The following is a 14,069-nucleotide window of genomic DNA, read 5'->3' on the forward strand; positions in this document are numbered from 1 at the left end:
CGCGCAGCCCGGAACCGAGCAGGCACGCGGCAGATGAGAAACACATCAGGCCATATCTACGAGGAGATAGAACGATGCAGACACAACAACACGCACCTTCCCGCACGCGTCAACGCATGCTGCGCACCGCGCAGATCGCGATCGCCGGCGCCGCGCTCGCGCTGCTCGCCGCGTGCGGCGGCGGCGACGACAACAACAACAGCAGCGCGTCGAACACGCCGCCGTCGGGCGTGAAGATGCAGATCGTGTCGTTCGGCGACAGCCTGTCCGACGTCGGCACCTACTCGCAGATCAAGCTCGGCTTCGGCGGCGGCCGCTTCACGACCAACCCGGGCCAGGTATGGACGCAGAACGTCGCGCAATATTACGGCGACACGCTGCAGCCCGCGAACCAGGGCGGCTTCGGCATCCCGCTGCAAGCCACCGGCGGCCTCGGCTACGCGCAGGGCGGCTCGCGCGTGACGCTGCAGCCGGGCATCGGCCATGCGGACGCCAGCGTGCCGAACTCCGACTACGCGCAGGCGACCACCACGCCGATCGCCGACCAGGTCAAGCAGTATCTGACGCAGCACGGCAGCTTCAACGCCGGCCAGATCGTGCTGATCAACGGCGGCGCGAACGACATCTTCTACCAGGCGCAGGTCGCGCAGGCGCAAGGCAACACGCCGGCCGCGCAGCTCGCCGCGGCCCAGGCGATCGGCCTGGCCGCGCAGCAACTCGGCGGGATCGTCCAGCAGATCGTCGCGTCGGGCGCCACGCACGTGTTCGTCGCGAACGTGCCGGACATCGGCGGCACGCCGCTCGCGCTGCAGGGCGGCACGCAGGCCGCGTTCACGCAACTGTCGGGGCTGTTCAACAAGACGCTGGCCGGCACGCTCGCCGCGCTGAAGGTCGACCCGACGAAGGTCGCGGTGGTCGATTCGTTCACGTGGCAGGACGGCATCGCGGCGAACTTCCAGGCGAACGGCTTCAGCGTGTCGAATACCGACACCGCGTGCAACCTGAAGGCGATGGTCCAGGCCGCCACGCAGTACGGCGTCGCGAACGCGACCGCGTTCGGCTCGTCGCTGTTCTGCTCGCCGCAGAACTACACGGTCGCGAATGCGGACCAGACCTACATGTTCGCCGACACGGTCCACCCGACGACGCGCCTGCATGCGCTGTTCGCGCAGTACGTCGAACAGCAGATCGCGAAGGCGGGCGTCGGCAAGTAAGCCGCCGGCCACGCGCCCCAACGCAAACGCCCGACCGGGTTCGCCGGTCGGGCGTTTTTTGTTGGTGCGGACGGATGAGGACGGATGCGTCAGTCGCGCGCTTCGAACGCGGCCGCCGCGCGGCCGAGGCGATCGTTGACCGCGATCCATTCGACGGTCTCGGGCAGCTTCTCGACGAGGATGCGCGCGACCTGCGCGCGATCGAGCGCCCGCAGCATCCCGTACAGATCGCGCGCATAGGCCTGCGGATCTTCCGGCGCCGCGATGAAATGCACGCCGTCGGCCTGCGCCCAGTGCCCTGCCCGTGACGCACGCGCGACGAGCGCGACGCGTTCGCCGTCGGTTTGCGCGGCCGCGAGCAGCGGCTCGAGCGCGTCGAACGGCAGCAGCGCGAGCGGCGTGCGCGGCGCGTAATGCGCTTTCAGCGTGCCGGACGCGCGTGGTGCCGTCGCATCGCTGCCGTCCGGCAGTGTCGGCGCGCGGCCGAGCACGTCGGCGATCTGTTGCGGCGTCACGTGGCCCGGACGCAGCAGCGCCGGGAAACCGCGCGACAGGTCGAGAATCGTCGACTCGATGCCGACGTCGGACGCGCCGCCGTCGAGCACGTGCACGGTGTCGCCGAATTCGTCGCGCACGTGTTGCGCGGTCGTCGGGCTCACGTGGCCGAACCGGTTCGCGGACGGCGCGGCCACGCCGCCGTGACCGCCGCGCCGCGCGCTGAACGCGGCCAGCAGCGCCTGCGCGACCGGATGCGACGGGCAGCGCAGCCCGACCGAATCCTGGCCGCCGCTGACGGCGTCGGGAATGCGCGCGTGACGCTTCAGGATCAGCGTGAGCGGCCCCGGCCAGAATGCATCGATCAGCGCCTGCGCGTCGGCCGGCAGACCGTCGGCCCAGTAGCCGGGATCGCCGCCGGGCGGCAGATGCACGATCACCGGATGGTTCGCGGGCCGCCCCTTCGCCGCATAGATGCGCGCGACGGCTTCGGGATTCGCCGCGTCGCCGCCGAGCCCGTACACGGTTTCGGTCGGAAACGCGACGAGCTGGCCCGCGTCGAGCAACGCGGCGGCCGCGTCGATCTGCGCGGGCGTCACGTGCTTTGGGAGATCGGTGGACATCGGCCCGCGCCTCAGTCGAGCGGCACGCGCAGCAGTTGCGCGCATGCGGTGGCGGCGGCGACGGCTTCGTCGCGCGTCTCGGCCGTGAAGTTCACGTGGCCCATCTTGCGGCCGACGCGCGCTTCTTCCTTGCCGTACAGGTGCAGGTGCGCGGCCGGCATCGCGGCGACCGTGTCCCACGGCGGCGTGACGGCCTCGGCCGCCGCGCCGTCGGGGAACCACACGTCGCCGAGAATGTTCAGCATCGCGGCCGGCGAATGCTGGCGCGGATTGCCGAGCGGCATGCGCGTCATCGCGCGCACCTGCTGCTCGAACTGGCTCGTCGCGCACGCATCGACCGTGTAGTGGCCGGAGTTGTGCGGGCGCGGCGCCATTTCGTTCGCGACGAACGAACCGTCCTCCAGCACGAAGAATTCGACGCACAGCACGCCGACGTAGCCGAGCGTATCGGCGATCCGGATGGCCGCCTGCTGCGCTTCCTCGACGCGCGCCGCATCGGCGGCCGGCGCCGGCACGACCGTCAGCGCGAGGATGCCGTTGTGATGCACGTTCTGCGCGAGCGGGAACGCGGCCGAACGGCCGTCCGCGCCGCGCGCGATCAGCGCCGACACTTCGTATTTCAGCGGCAGGCGCTTCTCCAGCACGCACGGCACGCCGCCGAGCGCGGCATGCGCGTCGCGTGCTTCCTGCGCGGTGGCGACGCGCACCTGGCCCTTGCCGTCGTAACCCAGGCGGGCCGTCTTCAGGATGCCCGGCAGCACGGCGCCGAGCGCAGCATCATCGAGCGCGGCGAGCGCCGCCGCCGATTCGATCACGACGTGCGGCGCGACCGGCACGCCGGACGCCTCGATGAAACGCTTCTCCGCGATGCGGTCCTGCGCGACGGCGACACAGCGGCCGGCCGGCGCGACGAACGTCGTGCGCGCGAGGAAATCGAGGCCCGCGGCCGGCACGTTCTCGAATTCCGTCGATACGGCCTGACACAGGCCGGCCAGTTCGGCGAGCGCGGCTTCGTCGTCGTACGCCGCGCGCAGGTGCCGATCGGCGACCGCGCCCGCGGGGCTCGCCGGATCGGGGTCGAGCACGGCGACGCGATAGCCCATCGACTGGGCGGCAAAGCAGAACATGCGGCCGAGCTGGCCGCCGCCGACCATGCCCAGCCACGCGCCGGGCAGGATCGGGGAAACGGAATCAGGAGTTGCGGTCATGTCAGTGGTCGGTCGCGGCGGAACGCGGATGCCCGCCGCAGTGGGGAAAATCCGGCGCGGGCCGCGTCATGCGGCCGCGCGCCATGCCGTCATTCCAGCGGCGGCAGCACCATCGCATGCGCGGCTTCGTTCTGGCGCACGCGGAACGCGGCGAGCCGGTTCGCGTAGTCGACCGAATTACCGGACAGGATCGACACCGCGAACAATGCGGCATTCGCGGCGCCGGCCTCGCCGATCGCGAACGTCGCGACCGGCACGCCCTTCGGCATCTGCACGATCGAGTGCAGCGAATCGACGCCCTTCAGGTACTTGCTCGCGACCGGCACGCCGAGCACGGGCACCGTGGTTTTCGCGGCGAGCATGCCGGGCAGGTGCGCGGCGCCGCCGGCGCCCGCGATGATCGCGCGCAGCCCGCGCTCGCGCGCCTTCTCCGCATAGTCGAACATCTCGTCGGGCATCCGGTGCGCGGACACGACCTTCGCTTCGTACGGCACGCCGAATTCCTGCAGGATGGCGACCGCATGCTTCATCACGTCCCAGTCGGAACTCGAACCCATCAGCACGCCGACGAGCGGCGCGCTGTGCGTGTGGGCGGTCTGGACTTCACTCATTTCGTCTTCCTTCTGGTCAGGCGAGCGACTGGCCCGTGATGCGCTCGAGCGCTTCCTGGTACTTCGCGGCCGTCTTCTCGACGACGTCGGCCGGCAGCGCCGGCGCCGGCGCCGTCTTGCCCCACGGCTGCGCCTCGAGCCAGTCGCGCACGAACTGCTTGTCGAACGACGGCGGATTCGTGCCGACTTCGTACTGGTCGGCCGGCCAGAAGCGCGACGAATCGGCGGTCAGCACTTCGTCCATCAGGTACAGCTTGCCGTGGTTGTCGAGGCCGAATTCGAACTTCGTGTCGGCGATGATGATGCCGCGCGTCGCCGCGTAGTCGGCCGCTTCCTTGTACAGGCGGATCGAGATGTCGCGGATCGTCGCGGCCAGCTCGGTGCCGATGCGGCGCTCGGTTTCCTCGAACGTGATGTTCTCGTCGTGCTCGCCCATCTCGGCCTTCGCGGCCGGCGTGAAGATCGGCTCGGGTAGCTTCTGCGCGTTCTGCAGGCCTTCCGGCAGCTGCACGCCGCACACGGCGCCCGACGCCTGGTATTCCTTCCAGCCGCTGCCGGCCAGGTAGCCGCGCACGACCGCTTCGATCATGATCGGCTCGAGGCGCTTGACGACCACGCCGCGGCCCTTCACCTGCTCGACCTCGTCGGCCGCGACGACCGCTTCCGGCGCGTCGCCCGTCAGGTGGTTCGGCACGATGTGCGCGAGCTTGTCGAACCAGAAGTTGGCCATCTGGTTCAGCACGCGGCCCTTGTTCGGAATCGGCTCGCCCATCACCACGTCGAAGGCCGACAGGCGATCGGTCGTGACGATCAGGAGCTTGTCGTTGCCGACCGCGTAGTTGTCGCGAACCTTGCCGCGACCGAGGAGCGGCAGCGAGCGGAGCGTGGATTCGTAAAGGGTAGACATCGTCTTTTCGCAGATAAGGAGCCAAACAAAAAGGGAAACGCCGTTCCCCGCGGCAGGCGGGAACGGCGGTCTTGCAATACGTCGGCGAACCGGCGGGCGCAGCGCCCGGGCGGCTGCCGGCCGGCCCTCGTTCGGCCGGACGGAACGGCTGCCGGGGCCGGATCGGATCCGGCCAGCCAGGCGGCCAGCCCATGCCCGGCGGCAGAACCGGGCGGGGCAATCGTACTACAGTCTCAGCGCACGACCTGTGCGAGCGCGCCCGACTTGTACTGCTCGGCGATCTTGTCGAGCGACACCGGCTTGATCTTCGCGGCCTGGCCTTCGCAGCCGAACGCGAGGTAACGGTCGACACAGACCTTCTTCGCCGCTTCGCGCGCGGGCTTCAGGTAGTCGCGCGGATCGAACTTGCCCGGGTTCTCGAACAGGTAGCGGCGAATCGCGCCGGTGATCGCGAGACGCAGGTCGGTGTCGATGTTGATCTTGCGCACGCCGTGCTTGATGCCTTCCTGGATTTCCTCGACCGGCACGCCGTAGGTTTCCTTCATGTCGCCGCCGAATTCGCGGATCTCGGCCAGCAGCTCCTGCGGCACCGACGACGAACCGTGCATCACGAGGTGCGTGTTCGGGATGCGCGCGTGAATTTCCTTGATGCGCTGGATCGACAGGATGTCGCCCGTCGGCTTCTTCGTGAACTTGTACGCGCCGTGCGACGTGCCGATCGCGATCGCGAGCGCATCGCACTGCGTGAGCTTCACGAAGTCGGCGGCCTGCTCCGGATCGGTCAGCAGTTGCTCGCGGGTCATCGTGCCTTCCGCGCCGTGGCCGTCTTCCTTGTCGCCCTTCATCGTCTCGAGCGAGCCGAGCACGCCGAGTTCGGCCTCGACCGTCACGCCGATCGAGTGCGCCATCTCGACGACCTTGCGCGACACGTCGACGTTGTACTCGTACGACGCGACCGTCTTGCCGTCGGCTTCGAGCGAACCGTCCATCATCACGCTCGTGAAGCCGCTGCGGATCGCGGCCATGCAGACCGCCGGCGACTGGCCGTGATCCTGGTGCATCACGACCGGGATGTGCGGATACGATTCGACCGCTGCTTCGATCAGGTGGCGCAGAAACGGCTCGCCCGCATACTTACGCGCGCCGGCCGATGCCTGCATGATCACGGGCGCGCCGACCTGGTCCGCCGCCGCCATGATCGCCTGAACCTGCTCCAGATTGTTCACGTTGAAGGCCGGCAGGCCGTAACCGTGCTCTGCCGCGTGGTCCAGCAATTGACGCATTGATACGAGAGGCATTGTGGAACTCCTTGGAATGAAAACCGGTGCGCCCTGACGCCGGCGCGGCGCTCGCTCCCGGCTGAACCGGAACGGCGCGGCGCGGCTGAGCGTCGAATAGCCGCATTTTATCGCGAAGCGCCTCCGATTCCGACCGCCCGGTGGCCCCCGCTCGCAATTTGTTACGTTCGCACGGCACAATCCGGCCAAAAAGGAGAAAAAAAGCCGCGCGGGGCTTCGGACCCCGCGCGGCTTGCGCGTAAAAAAACGGTGCCAGTTCGATTCCTGACGACCCGGCCGCCGGCTCGCGGGCCGGCTCGAGAAGGCTCAGCCGGCGCTCAATAGTGCTCGCCGACCCGCACGATCTTCAGCGTGTTGGTGCCCCCTGCCTGCCCCATCGGCTCGCCGACGGTCAGCACGACCATGTCGCCGTGCTGCACGTAACCCTGCTTCACGACGATCTCGAGCGCCGCCTGCAGCGCCGAATCGCGGTCGCTGTTGAAGTCGACGTGCAGCGGCGTCACGTTGCGGTACAGCGCCATCGTGCGCTCGCTGCCGACGCGCGGCGTCAGCGCGAAGATCGGCACGTGCGTGTAGTGACGCGACATCCACAGCGCGGTCGCGCCCGATTCGGTCAGCGCGATGATCGCCTTCGCGCCCAGGTGGTACGCGGTGAACAGCGCGCCCATCGCGATCGACTGGTCGATCCGCGTGAACGTGCGGTCGAGGAAATCCTTGTCCAGCTCGACTTCTTCCGACTTTTCCGCCTCGACGCACACGGCCGCCATCGTCTCGATCGTGACGACCGGGTACTTGCCGGCGGCCGTCTCGGCCGACAGCATCACCGCATCCGTGCCGTCGAGCACCGCGTTCGCGACGTCCGACACTTCCGCGCGGGTCGGCACCGGCGCGTAGATCATCGATTCCATCATCTGCGTCGCGGTGATCACGAGCTTGTTCGACTCGCGCGCCATCCGGATCATCCGCTTCTGCAGCGCCGGCACGGCCGCATTGCCCACTTCCACCGCGAGATCGCCGCGCGCGACCATGATGCCGTCGGATGCGTCGAGGATGCTCTGCAGCGCCGGGATCGCCTCCGCGCGCTCGATCTTCGCGATCATCTTCGGCTTGATTCCGTACGGCGCGCCCGCGATGTTCGCGAGCTGGCGCGCCATTTCCATGTCGGTCGCGTTCTTCGGGAACGACACCGCGACGAGGTCCGCGCCGAGCGACATCGCGGTGCGGATGTCTTCCATGTCCTTCGCGGTCAGCGCCGGGGCCGACAAGCCGCCGCCCTGGCGGTTGATCCCCTTGTTGTTGGACAGCTCGCCGCCCACCTTGACGATCGTGTGGATCTCGTCGCCGAGCACGCGCTCGACGGTCAGCACGATCAGGCCGTCGTTCAGCAGCAGCAGGTCGCCCGGCTTCAGGTCGCGCGGCAGCTCCTTGTAGTCGAGGCCGACGCGCTCGTCGTTGCCGAGCTCACAGCCCGCATCGAGGATGAACGGCTGCCCCGGCACGAGCGTGGTCTTGCCGTTCTCGAACTTGCCGACGCGGATCTTCGGGCCCTGGAGATCGGCCATGATCGCGATCTCGCGGCCAACCTTGCGGGCGGCCTCGCGCACCATTTCGGCGCGCTGGCGGTGATCGTCGGCCGTGCCGTGCGAAAAATTGAGCCGCACGACGTCGAGGCCCGCCTGCATCATCTGCAGCAGAATCTCCGGCGAACTGGAAGCCGGGCCGATCGTGGCGACTATCTTGGTGGCGCGCTGCATGAAACTCCTCATCTGGATCAAGGTGGATGCGCTGGGTGAAACGCTGCGAGAGCCGGAAGCGGCAGGCCCAGCGGCCGCCGCTCCGGGGAGCGTGCCGGTGCTGGCGCCCGGCATCGCTTTGTTCTGAATCTCGTGGTGCTGCACGGCCGCGTCGCCGGCGGCCGCCGGTGCGCGCGGGGCGGTGTTCGCCCGCGCGGGCGCGCGTGTGCGCTTGCCCGCGCCGGCCGGCTGCTCCGCTTTCGCGGAGCGCGCGGCCTTCACCCCTGCGCGCGCCGCCACGCTCAGGCCGCCCGCGTTTCGAGCACTTCCACCGCCGGCAGCTTCTTCCCCTCGAGGAACTCGAGGAAGGCGCCGCCGCCCGTCGAGATGTAGCTGACCTGGTCGTGGATGCCGTACTTCGCGATGGCCGCGAGCGTGTCGCCGCCGCCCGCGATCGAGAACGCGGACGATTTGGCGATCGCTTCGGCGAGCGTCTTGGTGCCGTTGCCGAACTGGTCGAATTCGAACACGCCGACCGGACCGTTCCACACGATCGTGCCGGCCTTCTCGAGCTGGCTCGCGAGCGCCTTGGCCGTATCCGGGCCGATGTCGAGGATCATGTCGTCCGCTTCGATGTCGGCGACCTGCTTCACCGTGGCCGCGGCCGTCGGCGAGAATTCCTTGGCCGTCACGACGTCGGACGGGATCGGCACCGACGCGCCGCGCTCACGCGCTTCGTCGATGATCGCCTTCGCCTCGGCGACGAGATCGGCTTCCGCGAGCGACTTGCCGATCGACAGGCCGGCCGCGAGCATGAACGTGTTCGCGATGCCGCCGCCGACGATCAGCTGGTCGACCTTGCCGGCCAGCGACTTCAGGATGGTCAGCTTGGTCGACACCTTCGAACCCGCGACGATCGCCACCAGCGGGCGCGCCGGGTTGCCGAGCGCCTTGCCGAGCGCGTCGAGTTCGGCGGCCAGCAGCGGGCCCGCGCAGGCGACGGGCGCGTACTTCGCGATCCCGTGCGTGGTCGCTTCCGCGCGGTGCGCGGTGCCGAACGCGTCGTTCACGTACACGTCGCAGAGCTTCGCCATCTTCTGCGCGAGCTCGTCCGAATTCTTCTTCTCGCCCTTGTTCACGCGGCAGTTCTCGAGCAGCACGACCTGGCCCGGCGCGACGTTCACGCCGTTCTCGACCCAGTTCGACACCAGCGGCACGTCGCGGCCGAGCAGTTCGGCGAGACGCTTCGCGACCGGCGCGAGCGAGTCTTCCGGCTTGAATTCGCCTTCGGTCGGACGGCCGAGGTGCGACGTGACCATCACGGCCGCGCCGGCGTCGAGCGCGGCCTGGATGGCCGGCACGGACGCACGCACGCGCGTGTCCTCGGTGATGTTGCCGTGATCGTCCTGCGGGACGTTCAGGTCGGCGCGGATGAACACCCGCTTGCCGGCGAGCTGGCCGGCGGCGATCAGGTCGGTAAGACGCTTGACTTGGCTCATGTTGAACAGATTGAAGTAGTGGATGGGGAAAAGGGGTTCACGCTGGACGTGCGCGGGCTGCCGCGAAAGGGCGCCGGATGCGGCCGTGGCTGGCGGTTCGCATGACGCGCACGGGTCAAAATCTCGAACGGGCATTCTAGCCGATCCACCCGGCAGACTGACCCGTGCGGCGGCGAATTCCGCCTATTTGGGATGACGCGCCGGCAGCGACGCATTGCTGCAACGCAACAATGCGTGCGCGCAGCCGGACGGCACGCGCCGAACCGGAACGGCGGCCCATCAGAAGATCAGGCGCAGGAGGGTGAACACGAGCATCCCGACGACGATCGTGCCGAGCATGCTGCGCCGCCACAGAAACCAGCCGAGGCCGGCGAGCGCCGCGTAGAACGGATGGTTGGACAGCGCGAACGACAGCCCGGCCGGCGTTTCGAGCACATCGGGCAGCACGACGGCGACCAGCGCGGCGGCCGGCGCGTAGCGCAGCGCGCGCTGCGCGCGTTCGGGCAGCACGGTGCGCTCGCCGCCGATCAGGAACAGCGCGCGCGTGACGGCCGTGACGATCGTCATCCCGACGATGACGATCCAGATCTCGGTCGCGCTCATTCGATTTCCTTTTCGTGCACGGTTTCGGTACGGATGCGCCGCCAGTCGGCCCGCTCGACGAAAAAATCCGCCGTGCAGCCGGCCGCGAGCGCGGCGAGCACCGCGAGCGGCAGCGCGAGCCGGTACGGCAGGTCGAACGCGATCAGCGACACGATGCCCGCGACCGCGACCGCCGCGAGCGTCGAGCGGTTCGCGACCGCCGACACCATGATCGGAATCAGCGCGAGCGTGCCGGCCAGTTCCAGCCCCCAGCTCGCGGGAAAGACGCTCGCGAGCAGGATGCCGGCGAGCGACGACACCTGCCACGACGCCCAGCTCGCGAGCGCCATCCCCCAGAAATACGCTTCCTTGCCCGGCACGCGGCCGTACGCGAAGCCCTGTTTCTGGAACAGCAGGTAGATCACGTCGCCGTTGAAATAGCCGATCGCGAGACGCCGCCACAGCGGCAGGTAGGAGAAATGGGGCGCCAGCCCGGCGCTGAAGATCACGAAGCGCAGGTTGACCATCGCGGCCGTGAGCAGCACGGTCCAGATCGGCAGCTTCGCCGCGAGGAGCGGCAGCACGGCGAGCTGCGACGAGCCCGCGTAGACGAACAGTGACATCGCGCTCGCCTGCCCGAGCGTCATCACGGACTTGCTCATTGCGATGCCGGTGACGAGCCCCCAGGACAGGATCGCCATCAGTGTCGGGGAATAGTCGCGCGCGCCCTGAATCAGCGCGAAGCGGTCGGTGGCGGACAATCGAGCGAGCATGGGAAAGCGGGCCGCGGCGGGCGGTTCGTCGGGACGCCGGCGCCTCCTGCCGGTGCGGCCCGTCGTTATTGGAATCGGTACCGGACGATTATAGCGCCGGCTCCGTGCCGTCCGACCGGATCGCCCCCAAATGACGCTAAAATAAGCGTCTTTCCGGCTCAACGCTGCACACCACCCGCAGCACATCACCGCTTCCAGGAGAATCGTATGTCAATGGCCGACCGCGACGGCAAGATCTGGATGGACGGCAAGCTGATCGACTGGCGCGACGCCAAGATCCACGTCCTCACCCACACGCTGCACTACGGCATGGGCGTCTTCGAGGGCGTGCGCGCGTACAAGACGGCCGACGGCGGCACCGCGATCTTCCGCCTGCGCGAGCACACCAAACGTCTGCTGAATTCGGCGAAGATCTTCCAGATGGACGTGCCGTTCGACCGCGAAACGCTCGAAGCCGCGCAACTCGCGGTCGTGCGCGAGAACCGGCTCGAGTCGTGCTACCTGCGCCCGATCATCTGGGTCGGCTCCGAAAAGCTCGGCGTGGCCGCGAAGGGCAACACGATCCACGTCGCGATCGCCGCGTGGCCGTGGGGCGCGTACCTCGGCGAGGACGGCCTCGCGAAGGGCATCCGCGTGAAGACGTCGTCGTTCACGCGCCACCACGTGAACGTGTCGATGGTGCGCGCGAAGGCGTCGGGCTGGTACGTGAACTCGATCCTCGCGAACCAGGAAGCAACGGCCGACGGCTACGACGAAGCGCTGCTGCTCGACGTCGACGGCTACGTGTCCGAAGGCTCCGGCGAGAACTTCTTCCTCGTGAACAACGGCAAGCTGTACACGCCGGATCTATCGTCGTGCCTCGACGGCATCACGCGCGACACGGTCATCACGCTCGCGAAGGACGCCGGCATCGAGGTCATCGAGAAGCGCATCACGCGCGACGAAGTCTACACGGCCGACGAGGCGTTCTTCACCGGCACGGCCGCCGAAGTCACGCCGATCCGCGAGCTCGACAACCGCACGATCGGCAGCGGCGCGCGCGGCCCCGTCACGGAAAAGCTCCAGTCGGCGTTTTTCGATATCGTGTCTGGCAAGAACGCGAAGTACGCGCACTGGCTGACGAAGGTCTGAGCGCGCCGCGCCACCGACCGCCCCACACAAAGAGTGACAAGAGAAAGTCTCATGAGCGAAATCAAGGAAATGCCGCTGGTCGAGCTGACGGCCAAGGATCTCCCCGCCTACTGCCCGAACCCGGCCATGACGCGCTGGAACGCGCACCCGCGCGTGTTCATCGACGTGTCGCACGGCGAGGCGCGCTGCCCGTACTGCGGCACGCGCTACAAGCTGCGCGACGGCGAGGTCGTCAAGGGCCACTGAGCCCCGGCGCCGGGCCTCACGGCCCGCCGACCCGCAAGGCGGCGCAGCCGGACGCCCGGCGCGCCGCCCTTTCCCATTCTGGCAACCCGAACGCGGCGCCCGCGCGCCGTGCTTCATTACGACATCGGAAGTCGACCTGATGCGTCGAGCGCTGGTTATCGCACCGAACTGGATCGGTGACGCATTGATGGCGCAGCCGCTTTTTGCGCTGCTGAAGAAACTCCATCCCCGCATCGCGATCGATGCCGTCGCACCGTCGTGGGTCGCGCCCGTGCTCGAGCGGATGCCCGAGATCCACGATGTCCACGCGACCGATCTCGCGCACGGCAAGCTGCAGCTGCTGCGCCGCTGGCAGCTCGCGAGCGACCTGCGCGACGTCGGCTACGACGCGGCGTACGTGCTGCCGAATTCGCTGAAGTCCGCGGTGATCCCGTGGCTCGCGAACATCCCGCTGCGGATCGGCTATACGGGCGAGCACCGCTACGGGCTGCTGAACGTGCGGCACGCGAACCCCGACAAGTCGGGCGAGCGGCCGCCGATGACCACCCACTACGCGGCGCTCGCGTACGCGCCGGGCGCGAAGCTGCCCGAGTCGATGAAAACCCTGCCCGCGCCGCGCCTCGACGCCGACCTGAACGAGACGGCGCGCGTGTCCGCACGTTTCAATCTCGATACACGCAAGCCGCTCGTCGTGTTCTGCCCGGGCGCCGAATACGGCCCGGCCAAGCGCTGGCCGCCCGAGCACTTCGCGTCGCTCGCGACCATCGTCCACCAGTCGTTCCCGTATACGCAGATCGTCGCGCTCGGCTCGCAGAAGGACGCCGCGGCCGCGCAGGCGATCGCCGACCACGCGCCGAACGTGCGCAACCTGTGCGGGCAGACGTCGTTGTCCGAGGCGTGCGCGCTGATCGCGCGCGCGAACGCGGTCGTCACCAACGATTCGGGGCTGATGCACGTCGCGGCCGCGTTGCGCCGGCCGCTCGTCGCGTTGTACGGATCGACCGATCCGCGCCATACCCCTCCGCTGTCGGACCTGGCGAAGGTACAATGGTTACATCTCGAATGCAGTCCCTGCTTCGAACGCGAGTGCCCGCTCGGCCACCTGAAGTGCCTGCGCGAACTCGGTCCCGAGCAGGTATTCGGCGATTTGCGCGGCATGCTCGTCGGGCAGCGCTGACCCTGGCCGGCAGCGTCGCACGGCGCGCCGGGCAATCCGATTCACCGGTGTGCGGCGGCTCCATCCGGGCCGCCGCGCTGAATACGGCGCGCGACGCGCGCGAGAGACAACCCCGATGCCACGTTTTGCCCGCCTCTTCGAAGCCGCTGCCGATACGCTGAACGCCTACTACCAGGCCGTCGCGGATGCCAATCTCGACGCGCTGCTGGCGTTGTGGATCGACGAGGATTTCGCCAGCTGCGTATGGGCGGACGGCGAGCATCTGCACGGTCTCGACCAGATCCGCGGCGGGCTCGCCAACCGGCTCGCGACGCGCCCGGTCACGATCGAGCCGCTCGACATCCGCGTGTACGACAGCCTCGGCACGGTCGTCTATACGATCGCCGAAGCGCATCAGCAGGCCGACCTGACGGCCGAACCCGACATGGTTTTCGCGACGTACGTGATGATCCACGAACGTGGCGAGTGGCGGATCGCGCACATCCACGCGAGCCCGATTCCCGAACAGGCGGCCGGACAATTCGCCGCGAAGATCCGTCATGGGCAGGGTCCGCTGCACTGACGAAAAACGA

The 14,069-nt window shown here is 68.4% G+C and carries 15 protein-coding genes; 6 read left to right on the forward strand and 9 right to left on the reverse strand.

What is annotated here, in order from left to right; genetic code table 11:
• Positions 1-74 precede the first annotated feature (74 nt).
• The gene (locus KPB06_RS03795; RefSeq protein WP_059578553.1) at positions 75-1,214 is read left to right on the forward strand and encodes an SGNH/GDSL hydrolase family protein; all 1,140 of its coding nucleotides are present in this window, start codon (positions 75-77) and stop codon (positions 1,212-1,214) included.
• 89 nt (positions 1,215-1,303) lie between these two features.
• On the opposite strand, the gene KPB06_RS03800 is transcribed toward KPB06_RS03795, so the two are convergent.
• The 6 genes from KPB06_RS03800 to pyk form a co-directional block, all read right to left on the reverse strand.
• Positions 1,304-2,332 carry an L-threonylcarbamoyladenylate synthase gene (locus KPB06_RS03800; RefSeq protein ID WP_059578557.1) on the reverse strand — a complete coding sequence of 343 codons (1,029 nt, stop codon included), beginning with the start codon at positions 2,330-2,332 and terminating at the stop codon, positions 1,304-1,306.
• 11 nt (positions 2,333-2,343) lie between these two features.
• On the reverse strand, positions 2,344-3,540 hold the full coding sequence (locus KPB06_RS03805) for a 5-(carboxyamino)imidazole ribonucleotide synthase (RefSeq protein WP_059578558.1): 1,197 nt from the start codon (positions 3,538-3,540) through the stop codon (positions 2,344-2,346).
• 89 nt (positions 3,541-3,629) lie between these two features.
• Positions 3,630-4,151: a 5-(carboxyamino)imidazole ribonucleotide mutase gene (purE, locus tag KPB06_RS03810; protein ID WP_039360624.1), complete on the reverse strand. Its 522-nt coding sequence runs from the start codon at positions 4,149-4,151 to the stop codon at positions 3,630-3,632.
• 16 nt (positions 4,152-4,167) lie between these two features.
• Positions 4,168-5,058 carry a phosphoribosylaminoimidazolesuccinocarboxamide synthase gene (locus KPB06_RS03815; RefSeq protein ID WP_027785305.1) on the reverse strand — a complete coding sequence of 297 codons (891 nt, stop codon included), beginning with the start codon at positions 5,056-5,058 and terminating at the stop codon, positions 4,168-4,170.
• Between the two features lie 233 nt (positions 5,059-5,291).
• On the reverse strand, positions 5,292-6,356 hold the full coding sequence (gene fba / locus KPB06_RS03820; protein WP_059578563.1) for a class II fructose-bisphosphate aldolase: 1,065 nt from the start codon (positions 6,354-6,356) through the stop codon (positions 5,292-5,294).
• A gap of 317 nt (positions 6,357-6,673) precedes the next feature.
• Positions 6,674-8,110, reverse strand: a complete 1,437-nt coding sequence (gene pyk, locus KPB06_RS03825; RefSeq protein ID WP_050014704.1) for a pyruvate kinase — start codon at positions 8,108-8,110, stop codon at positions 6,674-6,676.
• Between pyk and KPB06_RS03830 the strand changes: the two genes are divergently transcribed.
• Positions 8,109-8,237, forward strand: a complete 129-nt coding sequence (locus tag KPB06_RS03830) for a hypothetical protein (RefSeq protein ID WP_023476234.1) — start codon at positions 8,109-8,111, stop codon at positions 8,235-8,237. The genes pyk and KPB06_RS03830 overlap by 2 nt on opposite strands.
• A 154-nt stretch (positions 8,238-8,391) precedes the next feature.
• On the opposite strand, the gene KPB06_RS03835 is transcribed toward KPB06_RS03830, so the two are convergent.
• The 3 genes from KPB06_RS03835 to KPB06_RS03845 form a co-directional block, all read right to left on the reverse strand.
• Positions 8,392-9,588, reverse strand: coding sequence for a phosphoglycerate kinase (locus tag KPB06_RS03835; protein WP_059578566.1), 1,197 nt, complete (start codon positions 9,586-9,588; stop codon positions 8,392-8,394).
• 279 nt (positions 9,589-9,867) lie between these two features.
• Positions 9,868-10,191 carry an AzlD domain-containing protein gene (locus KPB06_RS03840; protein WP_059578569.1) on the reverse strand — a complete coding sequence of 108 codons (324 nt, stop codon included), beginning with the start codon at positions 10,189-10,191 and terminating at the stop codon, positions 9,868-9,870.
• Complete coding sequence (locus KPB06_RS03845; RefSeq protein ID WP_059578571.1) at positions 10,188-10,943, reverse strand: AzlC family ABC transporter permease; 756 nt, start codon at positions 10,941-10,943, stop codon at positions 10,188-10,190. The genes KPB06_RS03840 and KPB06_RS03845 overlap by 4 nt, the downstream gene beginning before the upstream one ends.
• Positions 10,944-11,150: 207 nt before the next feature.
• Between KPB06_RS03845 and KPB06_RS03850 the strand changes: the two genes are divergently transcribed.
• The 4 genes from KPB06_RS03850 to KPB06_RS03865 all read left to right on the forward strand — a co-directional run bounded on the left by KPB06_RS03850 (position 11,151) and on the right by KPB06_RS03865 (position 14,059).
• A complete protein-coding gene (locus KPB06_RS03850) occupies positions 11,151-12,074 on the forward strand; it encodes a branched-chain amino acid transaminase (RefSeq protein WP_011546109.1) in 924 nt (307 codons plus the stop codon).
• Positions 12,075-12,125: 51 nt separating this feature from the next.
• A complete protein-coding gene (locus KPB06_RS03855) occupies positions 12,126-12,320 on the forward strand; it encodes a zinc-finger domain-containing protein (RefSeq protein ID WP_006482499.1) in 195 nt (64 codons plus the stop codon).
• A 139-nt stretch (positions 12,321-12,459) separates the two neighbouring features.
• Positions 12,460-13,497, forward strand: coding sequence for a lipopolysaccharide heptosyltransferase II (gene waaF / locus KPB06_RS03860; RefSeq protein ID WP_059578574.1), 1,038 nt, complete (start codon positions 12,460-12,462; stop codon positions 13,495-13,497).
• A 115-nt stretch (positions 13,498-13,612) separates the two neighbouring features.
• Positions 13,613-14,059 carry a nuclear transport factor 2 family protein gene (locus tag KPB06_RS03865; protein WP_006477934.1) on the forward strand — a complete coding sequence of 149 codons (447 nt, stop codon included), beginning with the start codon at positions 13,613-13,615 and terminating at the stop codon, positions 14,057-14,059.
• The last annotated feature ends 10 nt before the right edge of the window (positions 14,060-14,069 follow it).

It is taken from the genome of Burkholderia semiarida, from assembly GCF_029268935.1.
Taxonomy (GTDB): Bacteria; Pseudomonadota; Gammaproteobacteria; order Burkholderiales; family Burkholderiaceae; genus Burkholderia; species Burkholderia semiarida.

Coding starts and splice junctions, on each gene's coding strand:
- KPB06_RS03795 (WP_059578553.1), top strand. CDS start 75: ATGCAGACACAACAACACGCACCTTCCCGCACGCGTCAACGCATGCTG.
- KPB06_RS03800 (WP_059578557.1), bottom strand. CDS start 2,332: ATGTCCACCGATCTCCCAAAGCACGTGACGCCCGCGCAGATCGACGCG.
- KPB06_RS03805 (WP_059578558.1), bottom strand. CDS start 3,540: ATGACCGCAACTCCTGATTCCGTTTCCCCGATCCTGCCCGGCGCGTGG.
- purE (WP_039360624.1), bottom strand. CDS start 4,151: ATGAGTGAAGTCCAGACCGCCCACACGCACAGCGCGCCGCTCGTCGGC.
- KPB06_RS03815 (WP_027785305.1), bottom strand. CDS start 5,058: ATGTCTACCCTTTACGAATCCACGCTCCGCTCGCTGCCGCTCCTCGGT.
- fba (WP_059578563.1), bottom strand. CDS start 6,356: ATGCCTCTCGTATCAATGCGTCAATTGCTGGACCACGCGGCAGAGCAC.
- KPB06_RS03830 (WP_023476234.1), top strand. CDS start 8,109: ATGAAACTCCTCATCTGGATCAAGGTGGATGCGCTGGGTGAAACGCTG.
- pyk (WP_050014704.1), bottom strand. CDS start 8,110: ATGCAGCGCGCCACCAAGATAGTCGCCACGATCGGCCCGGCTTCCAGT.
- KPB06_RS03835 (WP_059578566.1), bottom strand. CDS start 9,588: ATGAGCCAAGTCAAGCGTCTTACCGACCTGATCGCCGCCGGCCAGCTC.
- KPB06_RS03840 (WP_059578569.1), bottom strand. CDS start 10,191: ATGAGCGCGACCGAGATCTGGATCGTCATCGTCGGGATGACGATCGTC.
- KPB06_RS03845 (WP_059578571.1), bottom strand. CDS start 10,943: ATGCTCGCTCGATTGTCCGCCACCGACCGCTTCGCGCTGATTCAGGGC.
- KPB06_RS03850 (WP_011546109.1), top strand. CDS start 11,151: ATGTCAATGGCCGACCGCGACGGCAAGATCTGGATGGACGGCAAGCTG.
- KPB06_RS03855 (WP_006482499.1), top strand. CDS start 12,126: ATGAGCGAAATCAAGGAAATGCCGCTGGTCGAGCTGACGGCCAAGGAT.
- waaF (WP_059578574.1), top strand. CDS start 12,460: ATGCGTCGAGCGCTGGTTATCGCACCGAACTGGATCGGTGACGCATTG.
- KPB06_RS03865 (WP_006477934.1), top strand. CDS start 13,613: ATGCCACGTTTTGCCCGCCTCTTCGAAGCCGCTGCCGATACGCTGAAC.